Genomic DNA, 15,627 nt, shown 5'->3' on the forward strand with positions numbered 1-15,627 from the left:
TAGTTGGAACAGCTGCCCAGGGCCGCGCGAGAACTTCATAAAACCGTCGCACCGGCCGTAATTTGTCGTTGAATTTCGGCAAATTCTCGTGGTACCAAGCAGCGAAAGCGAGCCGGCGCGACCGCGATCTCGATCGGCAATGCGCCTCCCGGGTCCCCATCGGTTTGAAACCGCACGTCCGCGGCGTCGCTGGAGATATGCACTCGGCGACAACGTCGATAGGTCACATCTTCGCGTGCGTTCCAGCCGCCGCGGAGTAGCGAATAAAGATAGCCGATTCCACGGCTCAGCCCCCCCTGCCGCAAGATGCAAATGTCAAGCAAGCCATCCCACGGAATCGCCTGAGGCGCAAAACTCATCCCCCAGGCATACCGCGGCACATTGACGACAAACGCCCACTTGCCGGTGTGGTGCTCGATATCGCCTGACTCGTTTTCCAGTTCTAGTTGCAAGTCAGGAAACGGGTATCGCCAGGAAGTTTGCAAAATTGGGCCAAAATAGGCCGATTGCGTCAGGTGCCCTTTCCGCTGGGCGGCAACTTGATGGACGACTTCGGCGTCATAGCCGACCCCCAGCATCAACAGAAAAATCTGATCATTTGCAGTCGCCGCATCCAACTGACAGACGACAGCGCTGGAGAGGAAGTTGAGAAACGCATCGGTTGAATTGCTGATCCCGAGATATTTTCCAAAGACGTTTTCGGTGCCGGTCGGAAAGATCGCCAGCGGAACATCGGGGCCAATCCTCGCGACCGCCGCTGCTGCGGTTCCATCACCCCCGGCCGAGATTACCAAGCGGACCGAGGCATCAACAATCGTTTCCAGTTCGGCCAGCGTCGTCGCACTGGCGACATCATACCCCTGCTTTTGCAGCTTTGTCTGCAAGCGAGCGATTTTGTCATGCCGATGCAAAGGCCCTGCAATCGGATTGTGGAACAAGACGATCCTCCCGGGTTCGCCTGTATGGAACGGCTGAAAATTCACGTCGGCTCGCAGCGGGAGAAGTAGCGGAATTACGTTTTCTCCATGGTATCGATTGCCACTTATAGAGATAGGCGGGTTTTTCGCTGAATGTTGTTTCAGATTGAGACAGATTTTGGTTGGATTTCGACCGAAATGGGAAAAATTCTCAAAATGAAACAGGCTTGTTTTGTTGTAAACCTCTTTATCTAAATGGTTTACGTCGTGTTTTGAAATCGATCTCGAATGCTCTCACGACCAAAATTAACCCAAGTGGGTGGCCTGTATTGTTCGTGTGTTGCAAGGTCCAACGCTTTTTGGTGCGTCTCAAATTGAGAAGTCCCGTTTTGGCGGGCGATAAATATTTTATGTCTCTATGGTTAAAGGGTTTATGGTGATTGTTGAGGTGAATTTCATCGAATTGGTCCAGCGGTTGCAATTAGGGTTTGTCGCCATCTCCTCGGAGGAGGTGGCAAGCTGGCCCGTGGGGCCGCTGTCGTTCTGCACTGGATGGTTTGCCTTGCCCCTGACGATCCAGTGTGCTGACACGTGTTGGCGCGGCAGTTGGCCCCAGTTTTTTTTCTTGGCCGCCGATCTGGCCGGGGCATGAAATTGCAGTTTTTTTGCCAAGCAAACCTTTCTTGGCACGAAAAATTCTTATCAGACGGATCCCCCCTTCACGAATCGTCTCTTTTGTGGCACTATTATTCGTTTCCGGCATTGCCGGCGTAGCTCAATTGGCAGAGCGCAGCATTCGTAATGCTGAGGTTGTGGGTTCAACTCCCACCGCTGGCTCTTTTGTGATCGCACGCTCCGCTAGTTATTCGCCGAGAACATGGTGAGGGCTTCCCCCTCGAAGCGTTGCTTCTTATGCCGCTCGCCATGGAACAACCCGCGATAGTTCGGGGCTCTTCGGCATTTCGGTCGCTCGTCTCGGACGACGATGCGTTTCGCCGACCACTTGATTTGGGAGAATCGACGGATGGTTCAAGGTTTGGAATTTGACTTAAAACATGTCGTCCTTGCAAACACGACATTCGGTCCCGAAGAAATTCGCCAGATCATCCGCCTCCTGTCGAAAGACTACGCCAGCTTCGCCGTCTTGCGTGACAGCATAGCCGAGTTGGAGTCGAGCCAGCCGGAGCGATCGCCTGCGACCAATGTTCGCCTCGGCGTCTGCATGTACATTCTGGGCCGCAATGTCCGCGCGATCGACGTGTTGTCGAACGCCGATGGTGGAGCATTGGCCCACTTTTATCTCGGCAAAGCGAACTACGCTTTGAACCGATTTGATAAAGCGATCGAAGGTTACCAGGCGGCTCAAATCGCCGGTTACAACCGTGATGATTGCCAATTGGCGATTGTCGAAGCCCATCGCGCCGCCAATCGGTACGACGTGGCGATGAAGCAACTGGACGATCTGTTTGGTCCGATCGAACAAACCGCCGATTATTTGTATCAACGTGGGGCTACGGTCGCCGCGTTGGGTGGCAATCCTTCCGAAGTTGTCGCGTTGTACGAACGAGCGGTCGAGTCCGATTCGACGCATGCCGGCGCTTTGTTTGGCCTGGCGCTCGAAAATGATCGTCGCGGCAACGATGAAGAAGCGCTCGGCTACTATCAGAAAGCGGCTTCTTGCTTTCCCACGCATGTCGGCACGCTGCTCAACTTGGGTATCCTGTCCGAAGATCGTGGCGAGTACGAGCGTGCGGCTCATTGCTATTCGCGCATTCTGGACGCCTATCCGAACGAACCTCGCGCCAGCATGTTTCTGAAAGACGCCCAGGCGTCGAGCGACATGTTCTACGACGAAGAAGCCCAGAAGAAACGTGATCGGATTGCTCAGGTGCTCAGCATTCCGGTCACCGACTTTGAATTGTCGGTTCGCAGCCGCAACTGCCTGCAAAAGATGGGGATTCAGACCCTCGGCGATCTGTCGCGTTGTTCTGAGCAAGAACTGCTCTCCAGCAAGAACTTTGGTGAGACCTCGCTGGTCGAAATTCGTGAGATGCTCAACTCGAAGGGGTTAGAGCTCGGCCAGTTTTCGACCGACAAGGGACAGCCGGAGCCGACCATCGAAGTCGCCGGACTATCGCCGGACGAGCAAGCGTTGCTCGATCGCCCGATCTCGGAACTCAACCTGTCGGTTCGTGCTCGCAAGTGCATGGTTCGCTTGGGGATTTCCACAATCGGCGAACTGGTCCGTCGTACCGGCGACGAGCTGCTGGAGTGCAAGAACTTTGGCGTGACCAGCTTGAACGAAGTGCGCGAGAAGTTGACCGAGGCCAATTTGAAGCTGCGTGGCGACTAGTATCGCGGCAGCGTTGGTCGCAGTTTCTTCGTAGCCCGATGCGCAAACGAGGGAAATGCGGCCTCCATTTGAATGTCTAGTGTCGCCGGCCTGATGTCGAACAGGGACCGCAGGCCGAAGTGATCTGGTCATTCAACAAGATGGAGAACCTCGTCATTTTTCTGCCACCGCATTTCCCTCGCTTGCACTTCGGGCTGCGATGATTTAGCAAGCCTCGAAGAGAAGAGTCGGCCGGTGACATCTGTGAGCGAACGTTCATTTCGCTACGAACTGCTGCAGCAAAGCGGCAAAGCGCGACGCGGCGTGTTTCATACGCCGCATGGCCAAGTACAAACGCCGGCGTTCATGCCGGTGGGTACGCAAGGAACGGTCAAAGGGCTAGAGATCGGTCTGGTTCGTGAGACCGGGGCCGAGATGATCCTGGGGAATACCTACCATCTCTCGCTGCGTCCCGGAGAGCAGATTGTCCGTGAGTTGGGCGGGTTGCACGAGTTTTCTGGCTGGAGTGGGCCGATCCTGACTGATAGCGGCGGATTCCAAATCTTCAGCCTGGCCCAGATGGCGAAAATTACGGAAGAAGGGGCTGTTTTTCGGTCGCATATTGACGGCTCGAAGGTTGCCCTCTCGCCGGAACGCTCGATCGAGATCCAAGAGGCGCTCGGCAGCGATGTGGCGATGGTGCTGGATCACGTGGTTGCGTTGCCGAACGAGCCGCAGGTGATTCGCGAAGCCTGCGATCGTTCGATTCGCTGGGCCGCACGCTGCCAACAGGCCGCTTCGCGAGACGATCAGGCGCAGTTTGCGATCGTTCAGGGGGGGCTCGACGAAAAACTTCGGGTTTATTGTGCGGAAGAATTAGGAAAGCTGGAATTTCCTGGATACGCGATCGGCGGACTCAGCGTAGGCGAACCGCCTCCGGAGATGTATCGCATTTTGGATGCGACTTGCCCGGTGTTGCCGGCCGATCGGCCGCGCTACTTGATGGGGGTCGGGCGTCCTGAGGATCTGCTGGAAGGGGTCCGGCGGGGAGTCGACTTGTTCGACTGCGTGATGCCTACCCGCAACGGCCGCAATGCGCTGGCGTTCACCGACGAAGGGACGCTAAGACTGCGTAACGCCAAGTATCAGACCGATAAGCGACCAATTTCGCCGACCTCTCCCGAGCGAGTTCGCCAGCATAGCCGGGGATATATCCGACATTTATTTGCGGCCAAAGAAATGCTGGGGCCGATTTTATTGACGCTGCAAAACCTCGCTTACTATCAGCAATTAATGGCTGGGGCACGGCAGGCGATCGAAGAAGATCGCTTTGAAGCCTTTTATGAGCAGAAGATGAACGCCTGGCGAAACCGGGATGAATGAGCCGTCTCGTCGAGCGCCGACGGCATTGCTGCTATTGCCGTCATTTTTGTGAAGTCTTATTATGTTGAGTTTCACGTCCTTAATCGGACCATGCCTTGAGGTGATCAAACTTTCTGCAGAAAGGGCGACGCCGCGCCTGCCCAAAGCTGGGGAGTGCGAAAACCACGGGAAAGTGATAACGCTGTGGATTTAACGACAACCTACTTCGCACTACTCGCTCAAGCTGCGGCAAAGCCAGAAGCGAGCGTATTCGAATCGCTGATGTGGTTGGCTCCGGCGGCGTTGTTGCTGATCGGTTTTTTCCTTTTGATGCGCCCAGAGCAAAAGAAGCGCAAAGAAACGGAAGATATGATCTCGAGCTTGAAGAAGAACGATCGGATCGAAACGATCGGCGGCATCGTGGCGACCGTGGTGAGCGTGAAAAAAGATCAAGGCGAACTCGTTGTCCGAATCGACGAAAAGACGAACGCCGAAATGCGATTGAAAATGCGCGCGATCGCGCGTGTGCTGGACAAGAGTGATAAAAGCGGCAAAAGCGATCAGCAAGACGAAGACAAAGCTTCGGCTGAATCATAAAACACGAATGCGGCGACAAATCGGTCGTCGTGCGATACTGGAGTTATCGAAGATGCAAAAATACGTGGCAATGACGCTCGCGTTGGTATTGACGGCTGCGGCCATGGCATGGGGCCCAGACGTCAACTCAGAAAGCTGGCTCGGGGACATCTCGCTGACCGCATCTGCGTCAGCGCAGGACGCAGCACTTACCGCTCCTGGAGCTCCAGCGCCGACGGTCACCCCGTCGGATGCCCCTGCCGCGGCGAGCGGCGAAGATGGCTCATCCCTGTTAAAGCTGGCGATAGCGCTGGCGATCTTGGGGCTGCCGATCGCAGCCGGGATCTTGCTCGCCAATACGCTGCGGATGCCCACCTATGGTTGGCGTTTGGCGGTGATCTTCTGCACGATGGTCATCGGCATTACAGCGGTGGCCCGCTACTGGCCGCCCAAGTTTGGGATCGACCTGCAAGGGGGCGTGATCCTGATTTATGAAATTGACGAGGATGAAACCAAAATCTACCTGGCCGAACAAAAAAAGGTCAACGACGAGCAGGGTGACGCGCTGGAATCGGCTCCCGACCAAGACGGCGGGATGGCCTATAGCATGAACGAGTTGATCGCGAACCTGAAAAATCGCGTCAATCCGTCCGGCGTCCGTGAAGTGATCATCCGCGCTTACGGCAGCAAGCAAGTCGAAGTGATTATCCCCAACGCCGAGTCGGCCGACCTGGCGGTGATCAAAGATAAGATCACGACGGCCGGTATGCTCGAATTTATGATCGTGGCCAATGCTGACGATCATGCGTCGCTGTTCAGTCGCGCGATTGATCCCAAACAGCGTGGCGAACGCTATGTCGTCAATTCGACTGGACGCGCCGAGGGTAAATGGGTCGGCGTTCGCAAAGACGATGATGGGGGATACCAATTTGATGTTGGTGCGTTTGCCGCATCTCCGGACGGAACGCCGGTTCAGACTTCGCCGTCTAACTTTCTCGTGCGGGGGGGCCAGAACACGGGGCAACCGCTGCAGATCTTGATGAAGATGGAGCCAAAACCGCTGACCGGTGGTTATTTGACCGCCGCTCGTCGCACCTACGATGAAGGGGGCGCGTTGTCGGTTGAGTTCCAATTGAACAGCACCGGCGCCTCGCTGATGTCCAAGCTGACACGCGACAATCTGCCGGTTGGCGATCGTGCTCGGCATTTAGGCATCGTGATGGATGACTATCTGGTTTCGGCGCCAACGGTCCAAGGGGTGATCGGCGATCGAGGTATTATCACCGGCAAATTTACGGATGCCGAAGTTGAATCGTTGACCGGCGTGCTGCAGGCAGGCAAGTTGCCGGTCGTGCTTCGCAAAGAGCCGATCAGCGAACAAACCATCAGCGCTACTCTCGGGGACGACACCATTCGTAAAGGCGCCTGGGCGGTCGGGATCAGCTTGGTGCTGGTGCTGCTGTTTATGGCCGTCTACTATCACGTCGCCGGTCTCGTCGCGTGCGTTGCGGTGCTGATGAATCTGGTGTTAATCTTGGCGGCGATGATCTTGTTCAACGCAGACTTGACGTTGCCAGGGATCGCCGGTTTGGTGCTGACCGTCGGTATGTCAGTCGACGCCAACGTTTTGATTTACGAGCGTATCCGCGAAGAGCTTAACCACGGCGCGTCTTTACGAATGGCGCTGGTGAACGGTTTTAGTAAAGCGACAACGACGATCGTCGACGCGAATTTGACGACGTTGATCACCGCCCTTGTCTTGTATCGCATCGGCACCGATCAGGTTCGCGGATTCGCGGTAACTTTGATTCTCGGTATTGCGATGAGCATGTTCACGGCGATCTTCTGCTCGCGGGTCTTTTTTGACATCGCCGAAAAGAAGAAGTGGTTGACCACGCTGACGATGATGCCGACCGCCAGCGGAGCGAAGTTTGACTTCCTGGGAAAACGCAAGACTGCGATGGCGGTTTCTTTGATCATGATCGTCATCGGCATCATCGCTGTTGGCGCCCGCGGTAAGACGATCTTTGACATTGACTTCAACGGCGGTTCGTCAGTTCAGGTTTACCTGAAAGAAGGAATGCCAATCTCGCAGGTCCGCCAAATGGTCAGCGAGAAACTGCCCGACGTCTCGATCAGCTCGGTGACGTTGGAAGGAAAAGAAAATCAGATCTACAAGATCGACACGTCGTTGACCGGACTCGGCAAGCTCGGTTCGCTCAAAGTGACTGATCGAAGCGGTAAGTCGGCTACGGTTGATCTCAGCAACGTCGACTCGTTGCGTGGAGTTACCGTCGCAATCAACGAAGCAGGTACGCAGCTAGAAGCTGACCTGACCGCCGATCGTGGTGGAATCGTCATTCGTGATAATTCCAACGCGGCCACCGGCACGATGTCGATCGAAAGCGCTGGCGATTTGAAGTCGGCCGAACGACTTAACCTCAAATTTGCGGTCGATGGACCTCGCTATGTCACCGGAGATATCGCGGAAGGAGTGGAAGTTGTTCAGGCAGAACTAGAACGCATCTTCCGCACCGAAAGCGGCGAAAGCATGTTGGTCATGCATAACGTCTCGGTAAGCGATGTAGGCGCGATCAGCGGATCGACCGAGCCTGCAGCAACGGAAACTCCCAAGGCGACAGAAGAAGCAACTCCCGAACAACCGGCTACCGACGCGCAATCGAGCTATCGTACGCGTCGCACCGATTTGCCAGGGGAAGAACTGCTGGCGCTTGCTCAGGATGAGGAAGCTCAGCCACCGGCTGAAACGCCAGCTCCGGAAGCAGAAGCTCCTATGACAGAAGCCCCGAAACCGGAAGCGCCGGCCGAGCCAGTCAAGGAAGAACCCAAACCGGAAACCCCGGCCGAGCCAGCCAAAGAAGAGCCGACGCCTGATGCTCCGGCAGCAGAGATGAAAGAGCCGGCGCCGATGGCCGAGACTCCTGCTGCCGAGGCTCCTGCCGCTGAGACCCCGGCGACGGAAGTTCCTGCGGAAGAAACCGATCCGGATGAAGAACCGATTATCGATGCTGGTACCAAGATCGCCCCGCTGCAGTTTGAGTCGACTCTTTCGTTTGACGAAAAGATCACGGCCCAAACGTTACAGAGCCTGGTTTTGCAGGCGGCTGACCAGTTGGGGGTCGAACGGCCACAAATCCATCTGCTTCGGGATGGTCTGGCGATTCCGCTTGATAGCAGCGTGAGCGGCACCGAGTGGACGGTTCAGCTGTCGAGTAGCAAAGAAAACGCCAGCAAGATTTTTGGCGAGATCCGCAGTGAATTGTCGAGCACGCCAGTGTGGCCCTCGTCCAGCAATATTGGCGCCCAGGTCGCCGGCGACATGCAACAAATGGCGATCTTCGCCTTGCTGCTAAGCTTGGTTGGCGTGGTCGCGTACATCTGGTTCCGCTTTCAGAACCTGGCCTTCGGCCTGGCGGCTGTCGTGGCGTTGGTGCATGACGTGCTGATCACGCTCGGAGCACTCGCCTTGACCACCTGGTTGCAGTACGTCTTTGGCTTTATGCAGATTGACGAGATGAAGATCAGCTTGCCGGTCGTCGCTGCGTTCCTGACGCTGATCGGTTACTCGTTGAACGATACGATCGTGGTCTTTGACCGGATTCGTGAAGTTCGCGGCAAGAGCCATGATTTGACGATTGACATGGTGAATGCGTCGATCAATCAGACGCTTGGTCGTACGATTTTGACCTCGTTCACGACCTTTATTGTGGTTGTGATCCTCTTCTTCCTGGGTGGCGAAGGAGTGCATAGCTTCTCGTTTACTTTGGTGGTTGGCATCTTTGTCGGTACCTACAGCTCGATCTTCATCGCATCGCCGGTGTTGGTCTGGTTGATGAATCGCGAGAAGAAGCGTGGCGCCGCGGCCTAAGTCCCGTAAGCGTTAAACTTTCACAGATAAAAGGGGGATGCTTCGGCTTCCCCCTTTTTTTTGTCCGACCTGGTGAGATCCCGGCGCCGTACCAAAGCTTGGCGAGACGCGACTGACCGCGTGGCCTAGCTTTCCTGTTGCGATCGAATCGCAGAACCGGGAGGGTTTGCCACGGCAAAGTCTACGCAAACGCTAGGCGAAGAACGCCGTTTCTGAGATTTTCGATTTCCGAGGAGAAATCGCCGCATCGGTGCTAGCAGTTGGTCGATAATCTATTGCTAGACGGATACATCAGGATTTGTAGCGACGGATTGCGCTCGAAATTTCATGTAGGCCCCAAACTTGGGAGTCATCATGCTGGGCAATTCGAAACTACTCACCATGGCCGCCATCGGCGTAATCGGCGTTGGCGCTGCGATGCCATATTGGTCACAATCCGAACTTTCTTCCCCCCAGTCCGCTTCGGCGGGCCGTGATGGTTCGACGCCGCGTGTGGATGCGTTCATTGGACAAGATCCTACCGAACCGCAGCCTGAATTCGAGTTACCTACGATCCAAAGGGTCGTTTCGCTGGAGCCTACCTCCGGCGGTCTCGATACGACTGCCGCTGCTGCGCCCCGGCTGGCCGATGAGTACCCGGCTCCAATTTCGTCCAGTGCTACTCCTCAGCAGTTGGTCGATCTGAGCCCTCAAGGTTATCAGCGGGTCTCCATCGCTCGTCGTGAGGTTCCTGCCAATTCGGTAGAGTCGATCGCTATTCCGGTAGAAATGCCGCCAGGCGACGTTTACCGAGCTCCAGAGCCGCGGCAAGTTAGCATCCCTGCCGAGCCGGCGATGGTCCAGCAGCCGTCGAGTCGCCAATTGCAGCCTCGTCGGCAGCCTACAGCGACGACGGTTGTGGTCAGCAAGCCGATCATGCCTGAAGCAGACCTGCCGCAATCAGCCCCGCAGCCTTCGGCTTATCAGCCAGCAGCTTTTCAACCAACAGCCAGGCAGCCAGCGTATGCAGCGCCGCCTGAGCAACGGCAGTCGTCTGCTCCTGCCCAGCCGCGTCGAAGTCATCGATTGGTCGATGGCGATACGCTGCCGAAGCTGGCCGAGCGATATTTGGGCCGAGCCGATCTCGACTGGGCGATCTTCGAGGCGAATCGCGACCTATTGAGCGATCCGCAAATCTTGCCGCTACGAGTCGAAATCACGATACCTGCGACCAATGAACTCGATTCACTTGGCCGTGGGACCAATAACGTCGCTCCCACGTCCATGCAGCCGCTCCAACCGCTTGGCGGCAGTGCGCATCTGCGAATGACGCCGCTCTAGTTATCCGCCCCTGTTTGGCTGCCGCAACAAAAAAAAGACGCACGAGAATCTCGTGCGTCTTTTTTTTGAATTCTGTCTTAGGTTCCGCCTCTATTTCCCCGGCTTTCGCCGCGGGTTGCTGGGAGGGGTGGAGGGATCCCTATGCTTTACTTGCTGAGCGGGCTCGAGCGATCGGTCCAAGGGAAGTCATTAGCCCGTGCGATAACGCGGGTATCAATCAAAAATTTGATATCCCGCAGCGAGTTGTAGGCGGGGTTCATTAAGAGTGCGGTCCCTTTGGCCTCGGTCGGTTTGCCAGCGAGAAACAGATCGCGATCCGTGGCAGACGCGTTCAAGCGACCCCGGGCCAGTTGTCGTTCTAACTGCTTCACATCGTTGTAGCTGCGTGACTCTTGGCCGGCGATCAACATGATCGAGATCTTGCTCTGGAGTGAAAAGTGATTGAACGCCTGAACGGCGCTAAAGCCTTTGAACGTAGTTTCGGGCGAAACCAGAACGAGCGCTTTGACGTCTTGGCCTTGTTTCAATCCGGCTAAAACCGGCCAGCTCCAATCTTTGGCGGCCCAGTTGGCGGCCAGCACGCTGCTGAAATCGTCAGCGGCGATGATCGTCAGCAGATCGATATTCAACTTGCCTTTGTTGTTTTCGTCCATCAGAAAACGCTTCACCGCTTCCATGTCTTGATCCATGAACAGCGCCATTTGCTGACGTTTGATGTCGTCCGTATCGATCGTCTTGCTCACGCGATCATTCAGCTGGTACGTCCATTGGCTGGCGCCGTGCGTGCGCAGATCGGGGACAATGACCGCATAGCCTTCTTGCTTTTGTAAGACGGCGGCCAGACCGGTGACGTCTTCCTTTTTCCCCTTCCAGCCATGCAGCAAGATGACTGGAACCGCTTTCTTCTCATTGGGACTGGGGTAATAGGTCGCCCGCAGGGCCAGGCCATCTTTGGTTGGCAGTGAGACGTTCTCGGGCTGCGGAATCTTGGATTTCGCACCGGCCGGAGCTTGCGCAAACGAATTCAGGGCAAAACCAAAAACCAGCGCCAGTGCGGCGACAGATCGGATGAGCGGCATAGGATTGGTCATGGGTTGGCGGGGTTAGTGTTTTAAGTAGATACCTTGTAGATACTTACCTCAATCCTAAGCCCACGCTGCACTGGGGTCAATCTTTCGTGCGAATTACCGGTTGCCGCTGGTGACGAAAGTTTCGTCCATCGCTAGATAGTCATGGGCGTGATGTTTGTAGAAATCGTGCGCGATCCAGACCGAGAGCGACTGCATAAATTTGCGGCGAAATTTGTCTTCGGTCAAACTGGCGGACGAATAGGTCCCGTTCGCGGGAAATTCGAGCGTCTGATCGATCGATTCAAAAACGGCCGTCCCTTTGTTGTTCATGTCGTAGACCGTCACCGAGAAGTCCGCTTTGCCCTTGTACATGGACGGGTGTTCCTGGACTTCAAGGTGCGCCAAGTCAATCGCCACCACCAGATCGGCGCCGACCCCTTTGCCCAGCTTGCGAGCATCCAAGCGGTCCCAGTTGGAAGTGTCTTGCCAGTCGGCGATCTTCTGCTGCGAAATGATCTCGACGTCCGGAACATTGGCGCCGAGCAGTTTCTCGACCATGGTGGCCAGATTGCGCGAAGTGTCGGTCTCAGCGCGGAAAGAAGGAGAAGCGATGCAAACCACCACCACCTTCTTTTCTTTCATCCCTTTGTACCGAGCCGGAATTTCGTTGGTCGGATACAACAGGGTCGAGACAAGATTGATGCAACCGACCGAGGGAACCAGGGTCAGCAGAATCAACAAAGCGATTGAACGTCGGAAGTTGTTGGTTCGATCCATCGAATGTCTTCCAGCGAAATAATAAGTCGGGCGTCATCCTGACGCGTGATTTCAAACTACAGTCGTCTCTTCATAGCACTCGGTAAAGCCACTCTGCGACCATCACCGCAGCAATGCTGCTCACCACCACTAACGCGGCAATCTCATTGGGATAACCTAGTGGAGGTCGTCCACGCAGCGCCGTAATCAGCATCCATGGAGAGCTGGCCATCGCAGTGAGCCCGAGCAAAAAACCGGCGGCGTTCGAGCGAATCGAGTCGACGACGTTTCCTTTGGTCAGGTAAGCCCATGAGGTGGTCATGCCGCAGGCTGGGCAGCGAACGCCAAACCAAACTCGCGAAGAACAAGGAGGCAAACCAAGTTGTTGGTGCGTTCCTAATCCCTTTGAGCTTGGAGTCAGCATCGTGGCCGTAACCAGGAGTCCGGCGACAATTAGCCCTACTAGTCCCAGCAGTGTTCTGCGAAACCAGCCCAGCGAACCGGACGACGGCGACGTAACGCTCATAAAGCTATCAAGCGGCGGAGGTTAACGGACTGTGGCGATGGGGACAAGATCAAAACGTCAGCGCGGCGACGCATCTTGCGGATATTCAGCTTGCAGGGCTTTCGCTTCGTCTTCGCGAATCTGAATTCTTCGAATCGCGGTCGCTTTGCCGGTTTCGGGATTGATATCCACAATCGATCCTGTCAGTCGGACATCGTCGCGCGCGACGTCAAACTGGGTAGGACGGAAGGTGATGGTTGTTTCGGTGACCCGCTCAATATTGCGGCCGATGATGCTTTCGTGCGGCCCGGTCATCCCCACATCGCACTGGAAAGCGGTTCCTCCTTTGAAGATCTGCTCGTCAGCAGTCGGCACATGGGTATGCGTTCCGAGGACGTAGGAGACCCGACCGTCGAGGTAGCGTCCCATGACTTGCTTGTCGCTGGTCGCTTCTCCATGGAAGTCGACGCAGCGGACTTTGACGCTAGCGGGGATCAATGACAGCACGCGATCAATTGCTTCCCAGGGGCAATCGACCGGCCGCATGAAGACCCGGGCCATGATGCTGATCACGGCGACCCGGACGCCGCTTTGCGACTCGACAATGGCAAATTCTTTGCCGGGGGCTGTTTTCGGAAAGTTGGCCGGTTTGACGATGTTGTTCTGCGATTGCAACGTCTGGAACAACTCTTTGCGACGATAGATATGATCTCCCATCGTGATGCAGTCAACGCCGCATTCGATCAATTCCTTGTAGGCGGCCGGAGTTAATCCCGAGCCGCCGCAGGCGTTTTCGGCATTGGCCACGATCAAGCTGAGCCCTTCGCGCCGGCGCAAGCCGTAACTGGCCATGCGTACGATGTCGCGTCCCGGTTTGCCGACGATGTCGCCAATGTGCAATATCCGCACGGTCTCTCCTTCAACTTCTTTTAGCGAGCGAACTCGGTGAAGCGTGACTCACGCACGACGGTCACTTTGATTTCGCCAGGATAAGTGAGTTGGTCTTCAAACGCCTTGGCGATGTCGCGGGAGATCTTCGCCGCTTTTTCGTCGTCGGTGTCGCGACTGCTGGCGATCACGCGGAGTTCGCGACCTGCTTGAATCGCGAACGCCTGTTCCACGCCGTTGAAACCGCGTGCAATCGATTCCAACTCTTCCATCCGTTTGATGTAGCGTTCCAACGTTTCGCGGCGCGCCCCAGGGCGCGAAGCGCTGGTGGCGTCGGCAGTCGCCACCAACATGGTGTAGGGATACTCGGTAATGATCTCGTCATGATGGCCAAACGCAGCATGCACGACCTCCGGCGATTCGCCGTGTCGTTTCAGCAGGTCGGCGCCAATTTTGGGATGGCCCCCTTCCAGCTCATGATCGGCCGCTTTGCCGATGTCATGCAGCAATCCGGCGCGCCGCGCGATGCGAGCGTCCAGACCGATCATTTCGGCCAGCATGCCGGCGATAAATCCCACTTCAATCGAGTGCCGCAGCACGTTTTGGCTGTAGCTGGTGCGGAAGTGGAGTCGGCCGAGCATGTGAATCAAGCGTGGGTGGAGCCCCATCACGTCCGTTTCGGCGGCCGCTTCTTCTCCCTTTTTATTGATGACGTTTTCGATTTCGCCTTGCGTTTCTTTGACGACTTCTTCGATCCGAGTCGGATGGATACGGCCATCGGCGATTAGCTTGTTGAGCGAAATGCGAGCAATCTCGCGGCGAACCGGGTCAAAGCCGCTAACGATCACCACGCCTGGCGTATCGTCGATGATGACGTCGACGCCGGTCTCTTTCTCGAACGAACGGATGTTGCGCCCTTCTCGCCCGATGATGCGGCCCTTGATGTCATCGCTCGGAATATCGATCGAGCTGGTGGTTGATTCGGCGGTGTGGGCTGCGGCAAAGCGTTGGATTGCTGTTAACAGCATGTCTTGGGCTTGCTGCTTGCAGGTTTCTTCAATGCGGCGCTGGTGCTTCAGGATCAGCGCGCCGGTTTCGCCTTGCAGTTCTTGGTCCAGTAGACGCAGCAGTTCGGCCTTGGCTTCGTCTCGATTGAGCCCGCTCATTTTGTGCAGGCGTTCTTGCTGCTCGCGAGTGATCGATTTCAGCTCTTCGGCTTTGCGGCCGGTCTCTTCAATTTTTTCGGTGAGCCGTCGTTCTTTGGTCTCGACCATATGCTCTTGTTTGCGGAGATGGGTCGCTTGCTGTTCGAGCGCTTCTTCGCGGCGATCGAGCGACTTTTCGCGTTCGCGGAATTCGTCACGAGCGCGATTGAGATCGGATTCGGCTTTCGCTTTCAGATCGATGGCCTCTTCTTTGGCCTCGATCTTGGCTTCTTTTAGCAAGTTTTCGGCGTCTTGCTTGGCGCGCTCCAGAATTTGGTGCGCTTCGGTTTCGGCATCCTTTTTCCGCAACCGATCAATAATCTTGACCAGTATGATCGCCAGCACAAAGCCCACGACGGCGAAGATCGAATAGGAAATGGCGTCAGGCACGTAGTATATCTCCCTCAATGGAAATGGGAGCGACTCCGGCGAACGCTTAAGCGCATAATGCGCCGCTGCGGCGTCGGCCACGCGCTTTCAGAGAGAAATCAACAGTCGAGCGACAAGCGATCGTTGGTTAACGATCCGCTCGCTGGCGGTCAGGATGGTGACCAGATGCTGACCGCGGCGGACTGCCGCGCTCGATATGGCATTTGCCGCATCGAGCTAGAAATTCGGTCGGCAATGTTTCGGCGTCAATTTCTAGCCAACCTAGCAGCGGCAGAGCCACGACCAGCTTGGAAGGCGAGTGCGGATTGAACTTGCGACCGCTTCTTTTCAGCGCGCTGGCTGCCCCAAGCACGTAGCACTTGCTCGGGCAGATTTGCATCACCAGACGCAGAAAGAGTAGAAGTAGTGGTTGCATCG

General features: G+C 56.0%; 13 protein-coding genes and 1 tRNA gene. 6 read left to right on the plus strand and 8 right to left on the minus strand.

Annotated elements, in window-relative coordinates; all coding sequences use genetic code 11:
• Window positions 1–35: 35 nt before the first annotated feature.
• Window positions 36–938 carry a diacylglycerol/lipid kinase family protein gene (locus SH421x_RS10090; RefSeq protein WP_488855372.1) on the minus strand — a complete coding sequence of 301 codons (903 nt, stop codon included), beginning with the start codon at window positions 936–938 and terminating at the stop codon, window positions 36–38.
• Between the two features lie 387 nt (window positions 939–1,325).
• Complete coding sequence (locus tag SH421x_RS10095) at window positions 1,326–1,589, minus strand: hypothetical protein (RefSeq protein ID WP_488855374.1); 264 nt, start codon at window positions 1,587–1,589, stop codon at window positions 1,326–1,328.
• A 92-nt stretch (window positions 1,590–1,681) separates the two neighbouring features.
• On the opposite strand from SH421x_RS10095, the gene SH421x_RS10100 reads away from it, so the two are divergent.
• From SH421x_RS10100 to SH421x_RS10125, 6 genes are all read left to right on the plus strand, one after another.
• A tRNA-Thr gene (locus SH421x_RS10100) sits at window positions 1,682–1,754 on the plus strand.
• A 187-nt stretch (window positions 1,755–1,941) separates the two neighbouring features.
• Entirely contained in the window at window positions 1,942–3,270 is a 1,329-nt protein-coding gene (locus SH421x_RS10105) for a tetratricopeptide repeat protein (RefSeq protein WP_488855375.1), read from the plus strand.
• 243 nt (window positions 3,271–3,513) lie between these two features.
• Window positions 3,514–4,632, plus strand: coding sequence for a tRNA guanosine(34) transglycosylase Tgt (gene tgt, locus SH421x_RS10110; RefSeq protein ID WP_488855377.1), 1,119 nt, complete (start codon window positions 3,514–3,516; stop codon window positions 4,630–4,632).
• 183 nt (window positions 4,633–4,815) lie between these two features.
• On the plus strand, window positions 4,816–5,208 hold the full coding sequence (gene yajC / locus SH421x_RS10115) for a preprotein translocase subunit YajC (RefSeq protein ID WP_488855379.1): 393 nt from the start codon (window positions 4,816–4,818) through the stop codon (window positions 5,206–5,208).
• A 52-nt stretch (window positions 5,209–5,260) separates the two neighbouring features.
• Window positions 5,261–9,076, plus strand: coding sequence for a protein translocase subunit SecD (secD, locus tag SH421x_RS10120; RefSeq protein WP_488855381.1), 3,816 nt, complete (start codon window positions 5,261–5,263; stop codon window positions 9,074–9,076).
• A gap of 354 nt (window positions 9,077–9,430) precedes the next feature.
• On the plus strand, window positions 9,431–10,396 hold the full coding sequence (locus tag SH421x_RS10125; protein WP_488855383.1) for a LysM peptidoglycan-binding domain-containing protein: 966 nt from the start codon (window positions 9,431–9,433) through the stop codon (window positions 10,394–10,396).
• Between the two features lie 146 nt (window positions 10,397–10,542).
• Here SH421x_RS10125 and SH421x_RS10130 read toward each other — a convergent pair whose 3' ends face one another.
• The 6 genes from SH421x_RS10130 to SH421x_RS10155 all read right to left on the minus strand — a co-directional run bounded on the left by SH421x_RS10130 (window position 10,543) and on the right by SH421x_RS10155 (window position 15,625).
• Window positions 10,543–11,475, minus strand: coding sequence for an alpha/beta hydrolase (locus SH421x_RS10130; protein ID WP_488855385.1), 933 nt, complete (start codon window positions 11,473–11,475; stop codon window positions 10,543–10,545).
• 105 nt (window positions 11,476–11,580) lie between these two features.
• Entirely contained in the window at window positions 11,581–12,243 is a 663-nt protein-coding gene (locus SH421x_RS10135; protein WP_488855387.1) for a hypothetical protein, read from the minus strand.
• Window positions 12,244–12,313: 70 nt separating this feature from the next.
• The gene (locus SH421x_RS10140; protein WP_488855388.1) at window positions 12,314–12,748 is read right to left on the minus strand and encodes a DUF2752 domain-containing protein; all 435 of its coding nucleotides are present in this window, start codon (window positions 12,746–12,748) and stop codon (window positions 12,314–12,316) included.
• Between the two features lie 57 nt (window positions 12,749–12,805).
• Window positions 12,806–13,636: a TIGR00282 family metallophosphoesterase gene (locus tag SH421x_RS10145; protein WP_488855389.1), complete on the minus strand. Its 831-nt coding sequence runs from the start codon at window positions 13,634–13,636 to the stop codon at window positions 12,806–12,808.
• Window positions 13,637–13,656: 20 nt separating this feature from the next.
• Window positions 13,657–15,210, minus strand: coding sequence for a ribonuclease Y (gene rny / locus SH421x_RS10150; protein WP_488855390.1), 1,554 nt, complete (start codon window positions 15,208–15,210; stop codon window positions 13,657–13,659).
• A 127-nt stretch (window positions 15,211–15,337) separates the two neighbouring features.
• Window positions 15,338–15,625, minus strand: a complete 288-nt coding sequence (locus tag SH421x_RS10155) for a hypothetical protein (protein ID WP_488855391.1) — start codon at window positions 15,623–15,625, stop codon at window positions 15,338–15,340.
• Window positions 15,626–15,627: the final 2 nt, after the last annotated feature.

The organism is Blastopirellula sp. SH421 (assembly GCF_057808535.1).